The 16,076-nt window shown below is 64.9% G+C and carries 17 protein-coding genes and 1 tRNA gene; 5 read left to right on the top strand and 13 right to left on the bottom strand.

Translation table 11 applies throughout. From position 1 onward, the window contains the following. Positions 1-16: 16 nt before the first annotated feature. From A5764_RS03170 to A5764_RS28040, 8 genes are all read right to left on the bottom strand, one after another. Positions 17-340, bottom strand: a complete 324-nt coding sequence (locus tag A5764_RS03170; RefSeq protein WP_067108387.1) for a hypothetical protein — start codon at positions 338-340, stop codon at positions 17-19. 4 nt (positions 341-344) lie between these two features. Then, positions 345-821, bottom strand: coding sequence for a YbjN domain-containing protein (locus tag A5764_RS03165; RefSeq protein ID WP_067108383.1), 477 nt, complete (start codon positions 819-821; stop codon positions 345-347). A 714-nt stretch (positions 822-1,535) separates the two neighbouring features. After that, the gene (locus tag A5764_RS03160) at positions 1,536-1,790 is read right to left on the bottom strand and encodes a hypothetical protein (protein WP_067108380.1); all 255 of its coding nucleotides are present in this window, start codon (positions 1,788-1,790) and stop codon (positions 1,536-1,538) included. A 157-nt stretch (positions 1,791-1,947) separates the two neighbouring features. After that, positions 1,948-2,187, bottom strand: a complete 240-nt coding sequence (locus tag A5764_RS03155; RefSeq protein ID WP_067108377.1) for a hypothetical protein — start codon at positions 2,185-2,187, stop codon at positions 1,948-1,950. A 316-nt stretch (positions 2,188-2,503) separates the two neighbouring features. Then, positions 2,504-3,088: a hypothetical protein gene (locus A5764_RS03150; RefSeq protein ID WP_067108373.1), complete on the bottom strand. Its 585-nt coding sequence runs from the start codon at positions 3,086-3,088 to the stop codon at positions 2,504-2,506. A 160-nt stretch (positions 3,089-3,248) separates the two neighbouring features. Then, entirely contained in the window at positions 3,249-3,935 is a 687-nt protein-coding gene (locus tag A5764_RS03145; protein WP_082951444.1) for an AAA family ATPase, read from the bottom strand. Positions 3,936-4,151: 216 nt separating this feature from the next. Continuing rightward, positions 4,152-4,406, bottom strand: a complete 255-nt coding sequence (locus A5764_RS27120; protein ID WP_231989595.1) for a DUF3349 domain-containing protein — start codon at positions 4,404-4,406, stop codon at positions 4,152-4,154. A gap of 1,241 nt (positions 4,407-5,647) precedes the next feature. Then, on the bottom strand, positions 5,648-5,788 hold the full coding sequence (locus A5764_RS28040; protein WP_156664469.1) for a hypothetical protein: 141 nt from the start codon (positions 5,786-5,788) through the stop codon (positions 5,648-5,650). Between the two features lie 131 nt (positions 5,789-5,919). Between A5764_RS28040 and A5764_RS27115 the strand changes: the two genes are divergently transcribed. Continuing rightward, positions 5,920-6,189 (top strand): tyrosine-type recombinase/integrase, encoded by a 270-nt coding sequence (locus A5764_RS27115; RefSeq protein WP_231989586.1) that lies wholly within the window; start codon positions 5,920-5,922, stop codon positions 6,187-6,189. 68 nt (positions 6,190-6,257) lie between these two features. Here the strand turns inward: A5764_RS27115 and A5764_RS03130 are convergent. The 5 genes from A5764_RS03130 to A5764_RS03110 all read right to left on the bottom strand — a co-directional run bounded on the left by A5764_RS03130 (position 6,258) and on the right by A5764_RS03110 (position 11,253). Then, a tRNA-Met gene (locus tag A5764_RS03130) sits at positions 6,258-6,334 on the bottom strand. A gap of 65 nt (positions 6,335-6,399) precedes the next feature. Further along, positions 6,400-7,017 (bottom strand): DsbA family protein, encoded by a 618-nt coding sequence (locus A5764_RS03125; protein ID WP_067108362.1) that lies wholly within the window; start codon positions 7,015-7,017, stop codon positions 6,400-6,402. Further along, the gene (locus A5764_RS03120; protein WP_067108359.1) at positions 7,010-8,179 is read right to left on the bottom strand and encodes a glycerate kinase; all 1,170 of its coding nucleotides are present in this window, start codon (positions 8,177-8,179) and stop codon (positions 7,010-7,012) included. The genes A5764_RS03125 and A5764_RS03120 overlap by 8 nt, the downstream gene beginning before the upstream one ends. Further along, on the bottom strand, positions 8,179-9,882 hold the full coding sequence (locus tag A5764_RS03115; protein WP_067108356.1) for an L-lactate permease: 1,704 nt from the start codon (positions 9,880-9,882) through the stop codon (positions 8,179-8,181). Before A5764_RS03115 ends, A5764_RS03120 begins: the two co-directional genes overlap by 1 nt. Continuing rightward, on the bottom strand, positions 9,883-11,253 hold the full coding sequence (locus A5764_RS03110) for an FAD-binding oxidoreductase (RefSeq protein ID WP_067108353.1): 1,371 nt from the start codon (positions 11,251-11,253) through the stop codon (positions 9,883-9,885). Positions 11,254-11,603: 350 nt separating this feature from the next. On the opposite strand from A5764_RS03110, the gene A5764_RS03105 reads away from it, so the two are divergent. From A5764_RS03105 to A5764_RS03090, 4 genes are all read left to right on the top strand, one after another. After that, entirely contained in the window at positions 11,604-12,464 is an 861-nt protein-coding gene (locus tag A5764_RS03105) for a hydroxypyruvate isomerase family protein (protein WP_067108350.1), read from the top strand. Then, the gene (locus A5764_RS03100; protein WP_231989594.1) at positions 12,428-13,345 is read left to right on the top strand and encodes a 2-hydroxy-3-oxopropionate reductase; all 918 of its coding nucleotides are present in this window, start codon (positions 12,428-12,430) and stop codon (positions 13,343-13,345) included. The genes A5764_RS03105 and A5764_RS03100 overlap by 37 nt, the downstream gene beginning before the upstream one ends. A gap of 4 nt (positions 13,346-13,349) precedes the next feature. Further along, positions 13,350-15,143, top strand: a complete 1,794-nt coding sequence (gene gcl / locus A5764_RS03095; protein WP_067108342.1) for a glyoxylate carboligase — start codon at positions 13,350-13,352, stop codon at positions 15,141-15,143. A 95-nt stretch (positions 15,144-15,238) separates the two neighbouring features. Further along, positions 15,239-16,018 carry an IclR family transcriptional regulator gene (locus tag A5764_RS03090; RefSeq protein ID WP_067108339.1) on the top strand — a complete coding sequence of 260 codons (780 nt, stop codon included), beginning with the start codon at positions 15,239-15,241 and terminating at the stop codon, positions 16,016-16,018. The last annotated feature ends 58 nt before the right edge of the window (positions 16,019-16,076 follow it).

The raw sequence follows: 16,076 nt of genomic DNA, 5'->3' as shown, positions 1-16,076 counted from the left end.
GTTGTCCCACTGCGTTTCACGGTCGCGCCCGTCGCCTGCGAAGCCGCAGTCGCCGCAGCAGGCCGCTGAATCCGCGGTCGGCGTCGGTACAGATCATCTCGACGGCTGCGGCACTGGTCAGGTGCCGAAGGCGCCGCGCCCGCCTGAGATGCGCGCGGCAGAACAGACCTACCCCGGGCGGTGCCGTGATGCCCAGCGAGTTCGACCACCCGACGATCAGTGATCCGTCTGCAGACCGCGGATGCGGCCAATCGGTCACGTAGTCGGCGAAGGTCACTTCTTTTACCTCCTGGTAGCCGCGTTCGAATCCGCAGACCACGCAGTGCGGCATGATCGCCATCGGGCTACCTCCGACCCATGAGCCAGGAGTCTAGTTCGGCGGCAGTCGGCGACAGTGGACGCGCCGTCAGCTCCTCGAAGAGCGTCGCCGCGGCGTCCACAACGAGTGATACCCACCGGTCAAACAGATCCGAGGGAAACTCGCTGTCCATCAACCAGCTGCACTCGCCGATAATCTCCGGTACGCCGTCGGCGCCGACCACCGTGTACGCCTTCGGCCAGCGTTTCGTGCGGTTCCACTCGTCGACGAACTCCGTCAGCCTCGCGTGTTGGTCCGGCACGAAAACCGCCGAGGTGCGGGCGCGCACCACAGCAATGTTGCCGTCTGGTCCCTCCATGGAGAAGATGATTGCCGTGACGGAGGTGCGCTCGCTGTTCGTGAATTTCACGCAGAACTCCCCGTCGCCGCCGACGAGGTACACCAGACGGCGCTCACGCAAGTAGTGCTCGATGAGCATCCGGCCGAAGTTCGCAACGTCCATGACTTTCTCCTCTGTCGGGTGGGTGTCGTCAACAACGTTGGACAAGCCGGAAAGGCACCAGGTTTCCGAGAATCGCGAAAATTCCTGGGAGCGGGCCCGGCGGTGCGCGAGCGCGGACCCCGACCTCGCGGTCGCGCCTGAAGCGTCCCTGCAGGCTCGACAAGGTCACCACCGACGTGCCAATACCACCGACCGTCTCATCGGGGAAATCGATCGGCTGCGAACGCATCCCGCTCTTCTACTGTTCGCCGACGGACTAAAAGTCAGCTCCATTGGTGTAAACGGCAGCGGTACGGCGCTCGTCAGCGGCGGCTGCCCCGCGGCGAACACCGTTGCGGATCTGACAGTCTCAGGGCTTGTGACAGCGCCTTGCTGAACGTGCAGCCGAAAACGATTGGGGTCAACGCGATCGCGGCTACCCAGCACACCGCCGGTTCCGCACGTGTCGCACAGCGCGGTTGGCTAATTGCGCTCTTCGTAATTCAGAGTGCATTGTCGAGTGAGTGCAGGTCGCCGCTGTGAAGGAGTGAGCGCCAGCGGTAGTGGGTGGTTGCCGAATCCGTTGCGGCACAGCGCTTCCAGGCGTCCGTTGATGGCTTCGGCGAGTCTGTTTGAGGCATGGCGGTCGAAGAAGACCCGGGGCGCTCTTATTTACGAAGAGCCCTTGAACCGCGTCTTCTTTGTGTCGATCGGCAACTGTCGAGCCGTACAGCCTCAGTAGCAGCCCGTGTGATGCTTAACCGGAAAGCACGGGTCGGTCTGGACATTCACGATCAGCCAGACGAGGAATCCCAGCGCACCGATTCCCACGACGATGGCCACCGCTCCAATCACGATGCCGACCACGGCCATTCCAGGCGGGCTCACTGCACCCGCGGTGGATCGAGAGCGGGCGACGAAGCCAGTCGCTACCGCGGCGATACCGAAAAAAATCCCGATCAGCAGCCAACTGGTGACGAGCGCGATCACGCCCAAGATTACTGAAGCGATTGCGGACCCGTTTTGATGCCGGCTGGTCGTCGGCCAGGACCCAGAAGCATATGGCGGTGGCATCGGAGGCTCCGGCTGGCCCATGCGCCGAACACTAGCCGACGGGGCCGCCGGATCCCGATGAATCGGAAGGTTACTAATGAACCTTCTCGTTGCCCGAACTGTAATGAAACGCCAATTTCAAACCTGTCACGTATTCAATGAGTACCGCGCCGAGCGGTTTGATCTCGTAGTAGTAGTGAATGTAGCCCTGCGCATCAGGTGCCGTAGCGCACGCGGAGCGCGCCGCGCCGCACCGATCCTTGGTTGGCAGAGCGAGCACGCCGATGATCACCACTACGATCGCGATCCCGACAAGAAGTAGAACTTTTTTCATGTGCACCTCGCCGGCCTAGGAGGTCCATCGATGATGGCTTGGTACGGCCACGCCCGTCCCGGCGGCTACTCTATTCGCCGCGTCGGCGCCCCCGCCTCGAATACGTGAAAATCAGCCAGACCGCGGCCAGCACCTCCGGGCTGTAGTCCAGGCCGTGGCGTCTCATTCTCGCCTTGCCGCGCGCCTGTCTAGAACGACCGGTGGTGGTGATTGCGCTGGGCCCGGTTACCGCCGCGATGGAATACCCCGAGGCGTAGACCTAGTACAGGTAAGTGCGGTTAATCGCGTGAGGACCGACCTTTGAGCCGAGCTTTTGTCAGGCCTGAGTGCGTCGGCACGCGGCTTCTAGGGTGCTGTTCAGATGGGGATCGTCCCAGCCTCGTATTCGCAGTGCAGCGCTGGAGTGCTTGTTGTAGGGCCGGTCGAACACGATGTGGCACCAGTTGGCCTGGCCGTTGTTGGTGTCGACTTCCGGCCGGTCGTCGATCAAAGCAAGTCCGGTGTAGCGGTATTTCTCTCTATCGATGATCGCGTCACTGACCACGTGTTCACCGAAGCGGGGCACGAAGTGGCGCCGCAACCATGCCAGTTTGTGTTGAACGGACTGGCTGTTTCGCGACAGCGGTGCCGTACAAATACGCGGTTGGTATCCGGCGTCGATCAGGCGCTGCCAGCCCAGTAACGCCTTATCGACCAGCGGCAAGTTCAGAAAGAAATCTGGATGGCCGGTGATGTACTCGACGTCGGCGACATGGCGCGGGTAGTCCTCGGCGATATAAAAATGTGTGCGAACGACGCGTTCGATGTCCGGCGGAAGCTGATCCAGTACCGCGGCGTCGAAATCGGCCAGCACCCCGTCCATGTCAACCAGGACGATGTTGTCGGTACCGCGGCTTGCCATCACGTCATTGTGACACCCGCGGCGCCCGTGACCCGAGGGCTCCGACCGTCGAGTCAGCAGCCGCGCTGTTCGCAAAGCGACGCAATTAACGCCCGCCTTGGCCGCTTCACCGTCGACCGAGCGGCCGACGTCAAAGCTCAACGCCTACAGTAACTTTGATTCATTCCGACTCTGGCTTGGCGGCAAGCGTACGGGCCAGGAAAGCGCGCCCCTCGCGAAGCACCGTCTCCCTCGTCTTTGTGGTCGTGTCGATGAAGATGGCCGGGATGCCCGCGAAAGGCGCCAAGACCTGCAGGCCTGCCTTCACTGATTCATAAAACCGCGATGTCTCTCGATGCTGCTCAGCAATGAAGTCGAGCGTCTCGTATTTGTCGCCGTTCCGGTCCGCGGCGATCCGGCTAAAGGCGACCTGGGGTTCGGCGGTCAGGTAGATGATCGCGGATGGGCGTTCGAGCTCCGAAGGCCGCAGCAGCTCATCAGCCTCCTCGTAACTGACGCCTTGCACGGCCCCGAAGATGAAGTTGTCCATCCAACCCCGCTGGGACAGCAAAAGCGGGTGCGACTGCCGCCATTCCCCGATCAGACAGTTGGTTAGTCGGGCGTCCGCGGCGAACAGCAAGCGATCCGTATGCACGTCACCGAACGCGGTCCCTGCACCCGATACGTTCAAGAATTGGCGCACGAACTGGTGATAAGGCAACCGGAACTGGAATCCGCCCAGCTCGCCTACTAAGTCCTGCAGCAACGTCGTCTTGCCGGAGCCGTCCAACCCGGTAATCGTTATCCAGGGCGCAGAAGACCGTGTCACCGGTTCGGCTGTCGGTGCAGGTTCGCGGGCGCCAGGCATAGCTCCTCATTGTCCTCCAGGAACCGGGGACTGCATCTGCGAAGCGTGGCAGGCCGCCTGGTCCACCTGGCATGAAAATGGCTCCCGGAGCATCTCCGGGAGCCAACTTGTGGCATGGGCCACCGCGATCAACAGCGACGCGGCCCCCCTGCTGGCGTGATGACTGCGAAGCTCACAGGCGGTGGAAACCCGCCGAGCAACACCCACGCTAATTGGTCAGGGCCAACGGGCCAGCCAATCCCCTCGAAGGCGACGTTGGACACGTTCAAGATCTGCCGCTGTTGGCGGTTTGTCACTGAACCACGTGATGGTCGCGCCAATATCGGCGATTTTCAACTCGCCGCGAGCCACCAGGTCTCTGGCCACTGCCGCTATCTCGTCCTCGGATAACCGACGCCGCAGCAATGCCAGCAGCGCTCTGCAGTCGGTCTTGGGGACGCCGTGGGGGTAGGCAGCGAGAATGAACGCCACAAACCTGGCTGCCAAATCACTCAAGCTCACTTGACACCCTCGCAACAGTCGCTAACGGTACGGATCAGCGCAGCTAATAGCCTAACCCAACGAGCTCCGTACGCTTCCCCAGCCTCGCCGAGATGTGAAGTACCGGAAGTGCTGTCGCGGATCTCAGCTCCGCGCATGCGCGACATCGAGGCCATCGACTCTTAGATTCGGCTGCTGCGTGGTGATTCGCCAGATATCCGTGAGGTAGAAGGCCAGCCGCCGTCCACCGCGCGGATTGACGAGCTGGCCCCCATGGAATTTCGCTCAGTGTGCCGGCGGAGTGTGGGTGTTGTGTCGTTGCATGTTCGTCAAACTCCGCAACGCGACCCAGGTGTCGCTTGCCACGGTGAAGGGACCACCGGTTTGCCATGAGCATGGGACCGGGGTTGCCCGGTCGCAGGCCGTGCTGATGGTGACGTGGCGTTGGGTGGTTCGTCAACTCGGCGTGGCGCGGGTAGTGGGTCAGCTTCTAAGCGTCAATCCCTACGGTGCCGCGAGTCCCGGCACCAGCCCCCCGCGGCCGGTCAAGGCCAGTAAGACATCGGTGCCGTGACCGGATTCCACTGCGATGCGCCCTGAGACGCGTTCAAGCTTTCACCTAACTCGGCTGACAAATCCCCGTCGATGAGCCATCAGTGCTTTAGCACGCAAGATGAATCCACTTGTTTGGCAAACCATAAGGACGCGTGAATCGATATACGTTGCCGGACAGCATCTTTCAACCCATAACAGATATTATGGTCAACTAGGGGGACGACCCGGTAAACCATCACCATGTTGTACACCGGGATTCTGGCCGCCGCGCTGCACCACTGAGGAAAAATGACTCAGAAGTCGGCGACCCATTGCCCTCTTAAGCCCCGTATTTCCCTATAGGCTGTGGCAAGGTTGGTCGCCGGTGAAAGGGAGAAAGTTCCGTGTCTCAGTCACCACCACCGCGCGGACCTTGGCCCCCCGTACCGCCCCCGGGCTTTCCCGCAGGTTCTTGGCAACCTTCGCCGGGCCCCTGGCGGCCCGCACCCCCAAGGGGCTCGGGTGAGAAGGCCGCGGCGATCGCGCTGGCCGGGCTCCATTGCGTTTTGGCGGCGGGAACGGCGCTGCTGACTGTGTTCGCTGTTTTCGTCGCCGTCGACGATCCACATGACCAGTGCAAAATTCACGGAATAGACTGCGGTCGAGGAGCCCACCTTCAGCACGATATCTTGACCGGTCTAATTGGTAGTGCGGTCCTGATCATCCTCGACATCGTCCTGACGATCATTGTGTGGCGCAAGCGCCCACAACTGGCATTCATCGTGCCACTCGTGTGTTGCATGGGCCAGTTCTTCGTCGCTGGCGCCGTGGTCTTTCATGGGCCCTCGTAGACGTTGATCGACTGCCGACAACGACCTCCGATCAGAACGCGTGCGCGGAAACCATCACGATGCCGACCCAGTGAACGCGCGGGGGGCGCTGCCGCAAATGCCGGTCGCGATCCTACGAGTTGGATGCAAGGTGTTCATCGCACCGGCCTTCACGGGTCGCATTCCATGATCTGCGGCACTCCTACGCGACCAGCGCGCTGAAAGCCGGGCTGAGCCCGAAAGTGGTCAGCGAGCGGATCGGACACGCCACCGTGGGGTTCTTTCTCGAGACATATGCCCACGTCCTCAAGAACGACGACCGCGCCGCCGCTGAGCAGGCAGCGTCGTTCCTGATAGGCGCCGGCTGGGATCCGGAATCAGGTCCGGAATCAGACGATAAGCAACGCTAAGGTTCACAAACCCATTCACAAGTGGCATGAAAACGGCCCCCGGAGGCGTCTCCGGGGGCCATTTCCGCTGGTAGCGGGGACAGGATTCGAACCTGCGACCTCTGGGTTATGAGCCCAGCGAGCTACCGAGCTGCTCCACCCCGCGTTGGTAAATGACAGGTTACCGAACACGCGTGGCGGCGGCCAAATCGCGCGCTGACCAGCCGGTCTTTACCGAGAGACCCGCACGGTCATCGGGGTGAGGCGCTCGAAGGCCGACGCGGGCTGCAGCCCGATCATCAAGCGCCCGTCGACCAGCCAGGCCGGTGTGCCGTCCAACCCGAGTTGACGGCCGATCCACTCGGCCTGACTGACCGCCCCGGCAGCGCTGCCGTCGGCCAGCGCGAAATGCAGGCCGCGCACATCGACACCGGTCGCCGCCGCGTGCCTGTCGATGACCGTTTGATCATCAAGGTCATCCCCGTCAACAAAATGGGCCTCGAACAGGCTGCGCTGAAACTCGCCGAAAACAGCGGGCTGATTGCGTCGCACCCACTCCGCGGCCGCCAGCGCCCGTCGGGTGTGCGGTATTCGCCGCGGCCAACGCAGCTCCAGCCCCGCCGCTCGGGCCTCCTGTTCAAGCAGCGAGTACCTCGGCCCGCCGCCCGGGTTGACCGGCAGGCCCCCGCGGGGCATGCCCGGGTGCGCCTGAAACGGCAACGCCACGACCTCGAACCCCGCCTCGATCAGAAGCGCGTTACGGCACTGCCCGACATAGGAAAACGGACAAGCAAAGTCATACCAATGCAGCACCCGGCGCCGCTCATCGTCATGCCAGTACTCACTCATGGCTTACGCCCTCCCTGCGGTCTTGCGGATCGTCATGGTTTGCGCTGCATTCGCGGATGAGCTGTTCGGTCACCTGCGTCAGCAGCTCGTCGGCGTACCTGATGCACCGTCGGGGATCGGGTTCGAGTTCGGTGAGAGTGCGGACCACGGCGAAGCCCGCCGCGCGAGCCTCGGCGCTGCTCAGGGTCGACACCCCCGCGATGGCGAAGGTCGGTACGCCGTATTTGTGGGCGCATCGGGATACCCCGATGGGCGCCTTGCCGCGCAGGGATTGAGCGTCGAGGGATCCCTCGCCGGTCACGACGACCTTGGCGCCCAACATATTTCGGTCCAGCTCGATGAGCTCGAGGACCATCTCGATGCCGGGTCGCATGCGCGCGCCCAGGACGGACAGCGCGGCAAATCCCACGCCGCCGGCCGCGCCGGCGCCAGGCGCGCCCCGACAGTCGGTGCGGCTGGCCCGGTCTACCAGGTTGGCCCATCGGGAAAGGCCGCGCTCGAGCGCCGCCACCTGCTCGTCGTCGGCGCCCTTCTGCGGTCCGTAGACGGTCGCGGCCCCGTGCGGTCCGCACAGCGGGCTGTCGACGTCGGCGGCCAGAGTGAACGCGCTTTCCGCAATGGCCGGATGCAACCCGCCGAGATGTACCTGAGCCGCCTCGCCCAGCCCGCGGCCACCGGGACCGATCGGCCTGCCGCGGCGGTCGAGGACCGCGGCGCCCAGCGCCATGAGCATCCCGGCGCCGCCATCGGTGCTCGCGCTGCCCCCGATGGTGATGACGATGTCGCGGCAGCCGTCGTCGAGCGCTTGGGCCACAACGCTTCCCAGCCCGTAGCTGGTCGCGGTCATCGGCGCCGGTGTCGCGGTGGGCAGCCGCTGGAGGCCGCAGACGTCGGCCATCTCGATGACCGCACGCTTGTCCATCCGGGCGTAGGCGGTTTGCACCGCCGTGCCGGTTGGCCCCTTGACATAGGCGGGGATTCGTTCGAAACCGGCGGCCAGGACGGCATCGAGGGTCCCCTCCCCACCGTCGGCGACGGGGCAGGCGTTCGTGGTCACCCTCGGATCGGCCCGCCACACGCCCTGCGCCATCGCCCGCGCGGCTTGCTGGGCCGTCAAGGACCCCTTGAACTTGTCGGGCGCCAGCACGATATGGCCGCCCATCAGACGACCATCCACCCGAGCCACGAGGTGCTCTGCAGGTACACCAGCACGCACATCAGACCGAGCAGGAGCAGGCTCCACTTGAACACCTTGCGGAACAGGTCGCCTTCTTTGCCCTTCATCTGCACCGCGGCGGTGGCAATGACCAAGCTCTGTGGCGAAAGCATCTTTCCGATCACCCCGCCCGAGGAGTTCGCCGCCGCCAACAGGGTTGGGCTGATGCCGGCCGCGTGCGCCGCACTGACCTGCAGCACTCCGAACAGCGAGTTGGAGGAGGTATCGGAACCGGTGACGGTGACACCGAGCCAGCCGATGATCGGCGAAACGACCCCCAGCAGGGCACCGGCCCCGGCGATCCACAGGCCCAATGTGGTGGTCTCACCGGACAGGTTCAGCAGGTAGGCGAGCGCCAATACCAAACCGACAGTTATTGCGGCGCTGCGCAGTTGGATCGCCGCGCTTACGTATGCTCGTGCCGCCTGGCTCGCGGAGGTACGCAGGACGAGCATGGTGAGCAGCCCGCTGATGAGCAGCAATGTGCCTGCGCTGGACAGGAAGTCGAACTTGAAGACGGCCAGGGCGGAGGGTTTGTGCGCGGCGTTGGCCACGTGCAGGCCGGGCCAGGCGAAGCTGGTGCCGCCGTGCTTGAGGAGGGCGGTGAACGGCTTCCACATCGAGAGCGTGAAGATCGCGGTGACCATCACGTACGGCGCATAGGCAAGCAGGACGTCCCGACGCGAGTCGGCCACCTCCTCGCGCACTCCGCTTGCCGGCGGGGCGGTCAGCACGGAAACGTCCGAACGGTCAACGTGCATGGGGCCCAAAGGCGCTGTCATGCTTTCGGATTGTGGCCGGGCCGCTTCCTCCTCGGTTGCGCCGTCCAGCGGAGCCTTCGGACGCCAGACGCGGAGCAAAGCCACAATGGAGCCCGCGCTGATGATCGATCCGGCAATGTCGGTGAGTTCGACGGAAAAGAAGTTGGAACAGAAGAATTGAATGATCGCGTAGACGCCGCCGCCCATCGCGGCCGCTGGCCAGGCCTGCTTGAGGCCTCTGCGGCCGTCGACCATGAAGATCAGGATGAAGGGGACGATGCACGCCAGTATCGGGGTTTGCCGACCGACCATGGCGCCGAGCGTGTCAAGGGAAAGTCCGGTGACGCCCGACAGCGCGACGATCGGAATTCCCAAGGAGGCGAACGCCACCGGGGCGGTGTTGGCCACGAGCGCCACGGAGGCGGCCTTGAGCGGTGAGAATCGCAGCGCGACCAACATCAACGACGTGATGGCCACCGGGGTGCCGAAGCCGGCCAAGCCCTCGATGAGGGCGCCGAAGCAGAACGCGACGATGACGGCCTGAATCCTCTGGTCCGGTGAGATGGAAGCCATCGACCTGCACAGCACGTCGCGATGACCGGTCTGGACGGTCAGGTTGTAGATCCAGATTGCGTTGAGCACCAACCACATAATGGGAAACATCCCGTAGGTGAACCCCAGTACGGCCGAGTCGGCGACCTGGGCCACGGGCATGTTGTAGACACCCCACGCGATCAGCGCTGCGGTCGCGACGCCGACGGCGGCCGCGATGGGCGCGCGTACCCGAAGCCCACCAAGGAGCACGAACATGATGACCAGTGGCAGCGCGGCGACGGCGGCGCTCCAGCCAAGGGAATGGGCGACCGGTGTGTAGTCGGGCTGGAACATCTAGAGCACCGCCCCGGGATTGAGGATGTTCTGCGGATCCAATGCCCGCTTGATCCGACGGGTCAGATCCATCACGTTGGGCCCCACCTGATCCGGCAGCCAGCCCTTCTTGAGCCGCCCCACGCCATGCTCGCCCGTGATGGTGCCGCCGAGTTCTATCGCCAGTTCCATGATTTCGCCGAACGCAAGGTGTGCGCGCCGTGATTGGTCGGGATCGGCCGGGTCGTGCACGATCAGGGGGTGGGTGTTGCCGTCACCGGCGTGGGCGATGACCGCGCAGACGATGTCACGCTTGTCGGCAATAGCCTCGATGCCCTCGATGAGCGCGGGCAGCTTGGGCAGCGGAACGCCGACGTCCTCGAGCAGGAGGTGACCCAGACGCTCGACGGCCGGAATGGCGAATCGTCGTGCGGCGGTGAACGCCTCGCCCTCGGCGGGATCGTCGGTGGCGAACACGTCGGTGGCGTTGTTGTGTTCGAGGACCTCGGCCATGAAGGCGATTTCGTTGCCACGATCGCCGGGTGAGTCGGATTGGGCGATGATGATCGCGTGGGCTTCCAGGTCCAGGCCCATCTTGAGGTGCTTTTCGACCGCGGCGATCGAGGCGCGGTCCATGAATTCGAGCATCGCCGGGCGCATGACGCGGGTGATCTCGCAAACCGCGTTCGTGGCGTCGCGCACCGAGGAGAATGACGCCACGACGGTGCTGGCGGGCGGCTGCGGCGGCAGCAATCGAAGAGTGAGCTCGGTAATGACACCGAGCGTTCCCTCGCTTCCGACAAACAGCTTGGTGAGCGAGAGCCCAGCGGAGTCCTTCAGGCGGGGTCCCCCGAGACGCACCACCGTTCCGTCGGCGAGGACGACTTCCAACCCTAGGATGTAATCGGTTGTCACGCCATACTTTACGCAACACAGACCGCCCGCATTGGTTGCGGCGTTGCCCCCGATCGAGCAGATTTCGAACGACGACGGGTCGGGCGGATACCACAGCCCATGCTCGGCGACCGCGCGCTTGACCTCGGCGTTGATGAGTCCCGGCTGCACCACCGCGGTCCGGGTGACCGGGTCGATTTCGATGTTGCGCATCAGCTCGGTGGACAGCACGATGCCGCCGTCGACCGCGGTGGCACCGCCCGACAGCCCGGTGCCCGCGCCGCGCGGCACCACCGGAACGTCGGCCGCGCTGGCCCACCGCATCACCGCCTGAACGTCCGCCGTGCTCTTGGCGCGCACCACCGCCAGCGGGTGCCCGGCGTCCGGGTCACCGGCCCGGTCGCGTCGGTAGCCCTCCGTCACATCCGGATCGGTTATGACCTGGACGTCCGGGATGCTGACGACGAGGTCGCCGCTGCGCTCGTCTAGTGCCGTCATTGGCAAGTTCCTTTCCTCTGGCACGCAAGCCGGCGCCCACTTCCGGGGGTATTCCGTATTACGGAATCATGATTTCGGCCGTTTCAACGTGTCACAGCTCACGTTTTCCTGTCAAAGGAAACCCATGTTGTCAGTAAATCTGGGGTGAATTATCGTTCCGGCCTGGCGATGTTCTGCGGAAACAACCCACCGCGCGGGCTTGACATGCCTCCCTGGATCGCCTTCACTTATTCCGTAGTTCGGTTTGATAATTCCGTATTGTGAAATCCATCCGCACCGCTCGTAACCCCGGCTGATACTCGGTTGCGGGGACCTGCGGCACCGGCGCCGGCGCACTAGGAAGGACTGCCGTGGCGACTGCGACCTACACGGTTAACTGCTCGATCCTCTTGACCGATCTGCCGCTGCTGGACCGCCCGGCGGTGGCGCGGGTGGCGGGCTTTGAGGCGGTCGAATTCTGGTGGCCGTTCGCCGAACCGACACCGCCGGATACCGACGTCGACGCATTCGTTCGAGCCATCCAAGACGCCGGGGTCCAACTGAGCGGGCTGAACTTTATGGCAGGTGACATGGCGGCCGGCGACCGGGGCATCCTCTCCGACCCCGCGCTGCTGACCGCGTTCCGTGACAATGTCGACGTCGCCGTCGGCATCGCGGAAAGGTTGGGCACTCGAGCCTTTAATGCGCTCTACGGCAACCGCATCGAGGGCCTGTCGCCCGCGACACAGGATGACGTGGCGGCCGACAGTCTTGCATACGCGGCGGAAGCCGCCCGACGCATCGGCGCGACGGTTCTCATCGAGCCGGTCAGCGGTGCGCCCCGCTACCCGATCAAGACCGCGGCGGATGCCGTTGCAGTCGTCGATCGAGTGCGCGAACGGGCGGGTCACGACAATCTGCGGGTGCTTGCCGACCTGTATCACCTGCACGTCAACGGCGACGACGTGGCCGGCGCGCTTCGTGCACATGCCGATCGGATCGGCCACGTCCAAATCGCGGATGCCCCCGGCCGCGGCGAGCCGGGGACCGGGGCGATCCCGCTCGACGACCATATCGGGATGCTGCTCGAGCACGGCTACGGCGGGTACATCGGTCTCGAGTACAAGCCCACCCGGCCCGACACCTTCGACTGGCTGCCGCCGGCCGAGCGTGGGCGCGGCGGCGTCAACATCGAATCCCTTGCGACACCGGCAGGAACGAGGAATCAATGAGCACCATCGCCTTCATCGGGTTGGGCATCATGGGCAGCCCCATGGCATGCCACCTGGCCGGCGCCGGCCTCGCCGTCGTCGGCTACAACCGTTCGCCCGAGCGCACCGCTGCACTGGTGGAGGCGGGCGGCGCCGCGGCCGAGTCGATCGAGGAAGCCGTGAAGGATGCCGACGTGGTGGCCGTCATGGTGCCCGACTCCCCCGACGTGCAGGACGTATTGCTCTCGGAAGGCGGCGTTTTCGCGCACGCCCAGCCGGGGACCCTGGTGATCGACTTCTCCTCGATCCGGCCCGACGTCACCGTGCAACTAGCCGAGGAGGCCAAGCGGCGCGGGCTGCGCCTCATCGACGCCCCCGTCTCCGGCGGAGAGGTCGGCGCCAAGAACGCATCGCTGTCCATCATGGTTGGGGCGACGGACGACGACTTCGCCGCTGCCAAGCCGATTCTGGACATGGTCGGCAAGACGATCGTGCACGTCGGCCCCAACGGAGCGGGCCAGACCGTCAAGGCCGCCAATCAACTCATCGTGGCCGGCAACATCGAACTGCTCGCCGAGGCGATCACTTTCCTGCGCGCCTACGGCGTCGACCTCGACGCGGCGGTCAAGGTGCTGGGCGGCGGCCTGGCCGGTTCGGCGGTGCTGGATCAAAAGGCCGCAAAGATGTTGGCCCGCAATTTCGATCCGGGATTTCGGATCGAACTGCACCACAAGGACTTGGGCATCGTGACCAGCGCGGCCCGCGAGGCCGACGTCGTCATCCCGCTGGGGGCGGTGGTCGCTCAGCTGATGGCTGCCGCGCTCGCCAACGGCGAAGGGGCTCTGGACCATTCCGGCCTGCTGCTGGGCGTCGAGCGGTTATCCGGGCGCGGGGAAGGCTAGCGCAATGGCGCGGATGCGCACGGTCGACGCGGCCGTCAGGATTCTCGAAATCGAGGGTGCCACACAGGCGTTCGGCCTGCCGGGCGCCGCCATCAACCCGTTTTACTCGGCCATGCGCGCCCACGGCGGGATCCGGCACGTGCTGGCCCGCCACGTCGAGGCCGCCAGCCACATGGCCGAGGGATACACCCGGGCAGCGCCCGGCAACATCGGCGTGTGCATCGGCACCTCGGGACCGGCCGGCACCGACATGATCACCGGATTGTATTCGGCCAGCGCCGATTCCATTCCGATCCTGGCGATCACCGGCCAGGCGCCGGTGAACAAGCTGCACAAGGAGGACTTTCAGGCCGTCGACATCGCCGCCATCGCCGCGCCGGTGACGAAGCTGGCGATGACGGTTCTGGAGCCCGGACAGGTTCCCGGCGCGTTCGCCCAGGCCTTCCACCTGATGCGCTCCGGGCGGCCAGGACCGGTGCTGATCGACTTGCCCATCGATGTTCAGATGGCCGAAATCGATTTCGACCCTGCGACTTACGCTCCCCTGTCGGTCTACAAACCCGCGGCCAGCCCGGCCCAGATAGCCAAAGCGCTCGACATGCTGCAAACGGCACAACGACCGCTCCTCGTCGCCGGCGGGGGCATCATCAACGCCGACGCCTGCGACCTGCTCGTCGAGCTGGCCGAGCTGCTCAACGTCCCGGTGGTGCCCACGCTGATGGGCTGGGGCACGATTCCCGACGACCACCGCTTGGCGGCCGGGATGGTCGGCTTGCAGACCGCGCACCGCTACGGCAACGCCACCTTGCTGGAATCCGACTTCGTCCTCGGAATCGGCAACAGGTGGGCCAACCGCCACACCGGTGGGCTGGACACCTACCGGCGCGGCCGCCGCTTCGTGCACATCGACATCGAACCCACGCAGATCGGCCGCGTCTTCGCCCCCGACCTGGGCATCGTCTCCGACGCCAAGGCGGCCCTGGAACTGCTGGTGGCACTCGCGACCGAGCGCGCCGCCGCCGGCACGCTGCCGGACTGGAGTGGCTGGGTCGCTGACTGCCAACACCGCAAGAAGACACTGCACCGCAAGACCCACTTCGACGACATTCCGATCAAGCCGCAACGCGTCTACGAAGAGATGAACCGGGCCTTCGGCCGCAATGTCCGCTACGTCACCGCAATTGGGCTCTCCCAGATCGCCGGCGGGCAGTTCCTGCAGGTGTTCAAGCCGCGCCACTGGATCAACTGCGGCCAGGCCGGACCGCTCGGCTGGACCGTGCCCGCCGCGCTGGGCGTGGTCACCGCCGATCCCACCGCCACGGTGGTCGGCCTCTCCGGCGACTACGACTTCCAATTCCTGATCGAGGAGCTGGCCGTCGGGGCGCAGTTCAACCTGCCGTACGTCCATGTCCTGGTGAACAATTCCTACCTGGGGCTCATCCGCCAGGCCCAGCTCAGCTTCGACATGAACTACTTCGTCTCGCTGGCCTTCGACAACATCAACGCCCAGGAGTCCGGCAACACCGAGATGCCCAAGGGATACGGCGTCGACCACCGCAGCGTGGTGGAAGGCCTGGGCTGCAAGGCCATTCAGGTCACCGAGCCCGACGCGATCGGGCCGGCGCTCACCCGCGCGCAACAACTCGCGCGCGAACACAAGGTCCCCGTCGTGGTGGAGATCTTTTTGGAACGAATCACCAACATCGCGATGGGCACCGACATCGACAACATCACCGAACACGGCGAACTAGCCGCATCGATCGACGACTCCCCCACCGCCGCGCTGCTCTACGACTAGCCGCGCGGCGCGCCTTGCTGCTGGCGTGTATTTCGTGATACGAAAAAGCCCAGTCAAAATGACGGGCTCCAGGCGGGGCTGGATCGGAAGCGGTGATGGCTCGCGACACTCGCGGAACTCGGGGCACGGGCGGTGTTCAGTCGGTTGAGCGGGCATTCGAGCTGCTGGAGATCTTGGCCACCATGGGGGGAACGGGTGCGCTGGGGGACCTGGCGGCGCGCGCGGACCTTCCGGCGCCGACGATTCACCGGCTCGCCCGCACCCTGCTCGGTATGGGTTATGTGCGCCAGCTTCCCAACCGCAATTACTCCTTGGGGCCCAAGCTGATCCGCCTGGGCGAGAGCGCCGGTCATCTCGTCGGCATGTGGTCACGGCCGCATTTGCTGGAGCTGGTGGAACGGACCGGCGAGACGGCGAACATGGCGCTGATGGACAACGACATGGCCGTCTATGTCGCCCAGGTGCCGTCGCCGCACTCGATGCGCATGTTCACCGAGGTGGGCCGGCGCGTGTACCCGCATTGCACCGGCGTGGGCAAGGCTTTGCTGATGCAGCTGCCCAACGATTCGGTGCGCGCACTGGTTTCGCGAACGGGGATGCCCGCGTCCACCGAGAACTCCCATACGACCCCCGAGGAGTTGCTCCAAGATATCGAGTTGTGCCGCTCCCGCGGCTACGCCGTCGACGAAGGTGAGCAGGAGGTCGGCGTGCGCTGCTTCGCCGTGCCGGTGCCCGACGCGCCGTCGCTGACGGCGATCTCGATCTCGGGCCCAGCGGCGCGCGTCACGCTGAAATCCGCCACGGAGGTCACCCCGCTGCTCAAGCGCGTCGCCCGCGACATCGCCTCGGAATTCGACAAGGAAGCCGCCGGCTAGACGCGGCTGGGCCGCCCGTGGTCTCGACAAAGCTGTCGACATCCGCGAAGTCGAGGTA

Source organism: Mycobacterium sp. 852002-51057_SCH5723018, from assembly GCF_001667035.1.
Classification (GTDB): Bacteria; Actinomycetota; Actinomycetes; order Mycobacteriales; family Mycobacteriaceae; genus Mycobacterium.
The sequence above is the reverse complement of the archived record's forward strand: the minus strand, read 5'-3'. Positions and strand labels throughout refer to the sequence as shown.